Annotated in this window: 1 protein-coding gene; it reads right to left on the reverse strand. The window is 64.9% G+C overall.

Going from position 1 to position 949, the window contains the following annotated elements; genetic code table 11:
* The coding region (locus ACZ7CF_RS18875; RefSeq protein WP_470370126.1) for a WD40 repeat domain-containing protein at positions 1-949 on the reverse strand (949 nt) is incomplete at both ends.

Here is a 949-nt window from a genome sequence, read left to right on the forward strand (position 1 = left end):
GTCGGGGGACCAGGCGACTGCCTGAATCCACTCGGTGTGTCCGGTGAGTGTGTGGAGTGGTTGTCCGGTGGTGGCGTTCCAGGTGCGTGCGGTGTTGTCGTCGCTGCCGGTGAGGGTGTGGGTGCCGTCGGGTGACCAGGCCACGGAGTTGACTGCGCTGGTGTGTCCGGTGAGTGTGTGGAGTGGTTGTCCGGTGGTGGCGTTCCAGGTGCGTGCGGTGTTGTCGCTGCTGCCGGTGAGGATGTGGGTGCCGTCGGGGGACCAGGCCACGGCGTTGACTGCGCTGGTGTGTCCGGTGAGTGTGTGGAGTGGTTGTCCGGTGGTGGCGTCCCAGATGCGTGCGGTCTTGTCGTAGCTGCCGGTGAGAATGCGGGTGCCGTTGGGAGACCGCGCTATAACGCTTGTCATGCCTACATCGAGAACAAGCCGCCTCAGAAACTTCTTGTTCGAGGTACCCCAGAAATGAAGCCGCTTGTTGCCGGTGACCGTGTGGGTGCCGTCGGGGGACCACGCCGCGGATTGGACCCAATCGGTGTATCCGGTGAGTGTGTGGAGTGGTTGTCCGGTGGTGGCGTTCCAGGTGCGTGCGGTGTTGTCGTCGCTGCCGGTGAGGGTGTGGGTGCCGTCGGGGGACCAGGCCACGGCGTTGACTGCGCTGGTGTGTCCGGTGAGTGTGTGGAGTGGTTGTCCGGTGGTGGCGTTCCAGGTGCGTGCGGTCTTGTCGTCGCTGCCGGTGAGGATGTGGGTGCCGTCGGGGGACCAGGCCACGGCGTTGACTGCGCTGGTGTGTCCGCTGAGTATGTCGAGTATTTCTCCGGTGGCGGCGTCCCAAATACGTGCGGTGTTGTCGTAGCTGCCGGTGAGGGTGTGGGTGCCGTCGGGGGACCAGGCCACGGCGTTGACTGCGCTGGTGTGTCCGGTGAGTGTGTGGAGTGGTTGTCCGGTGGTA

Source organism: Lentzea sp. NPDC036955, assembly GCF_055608005.1.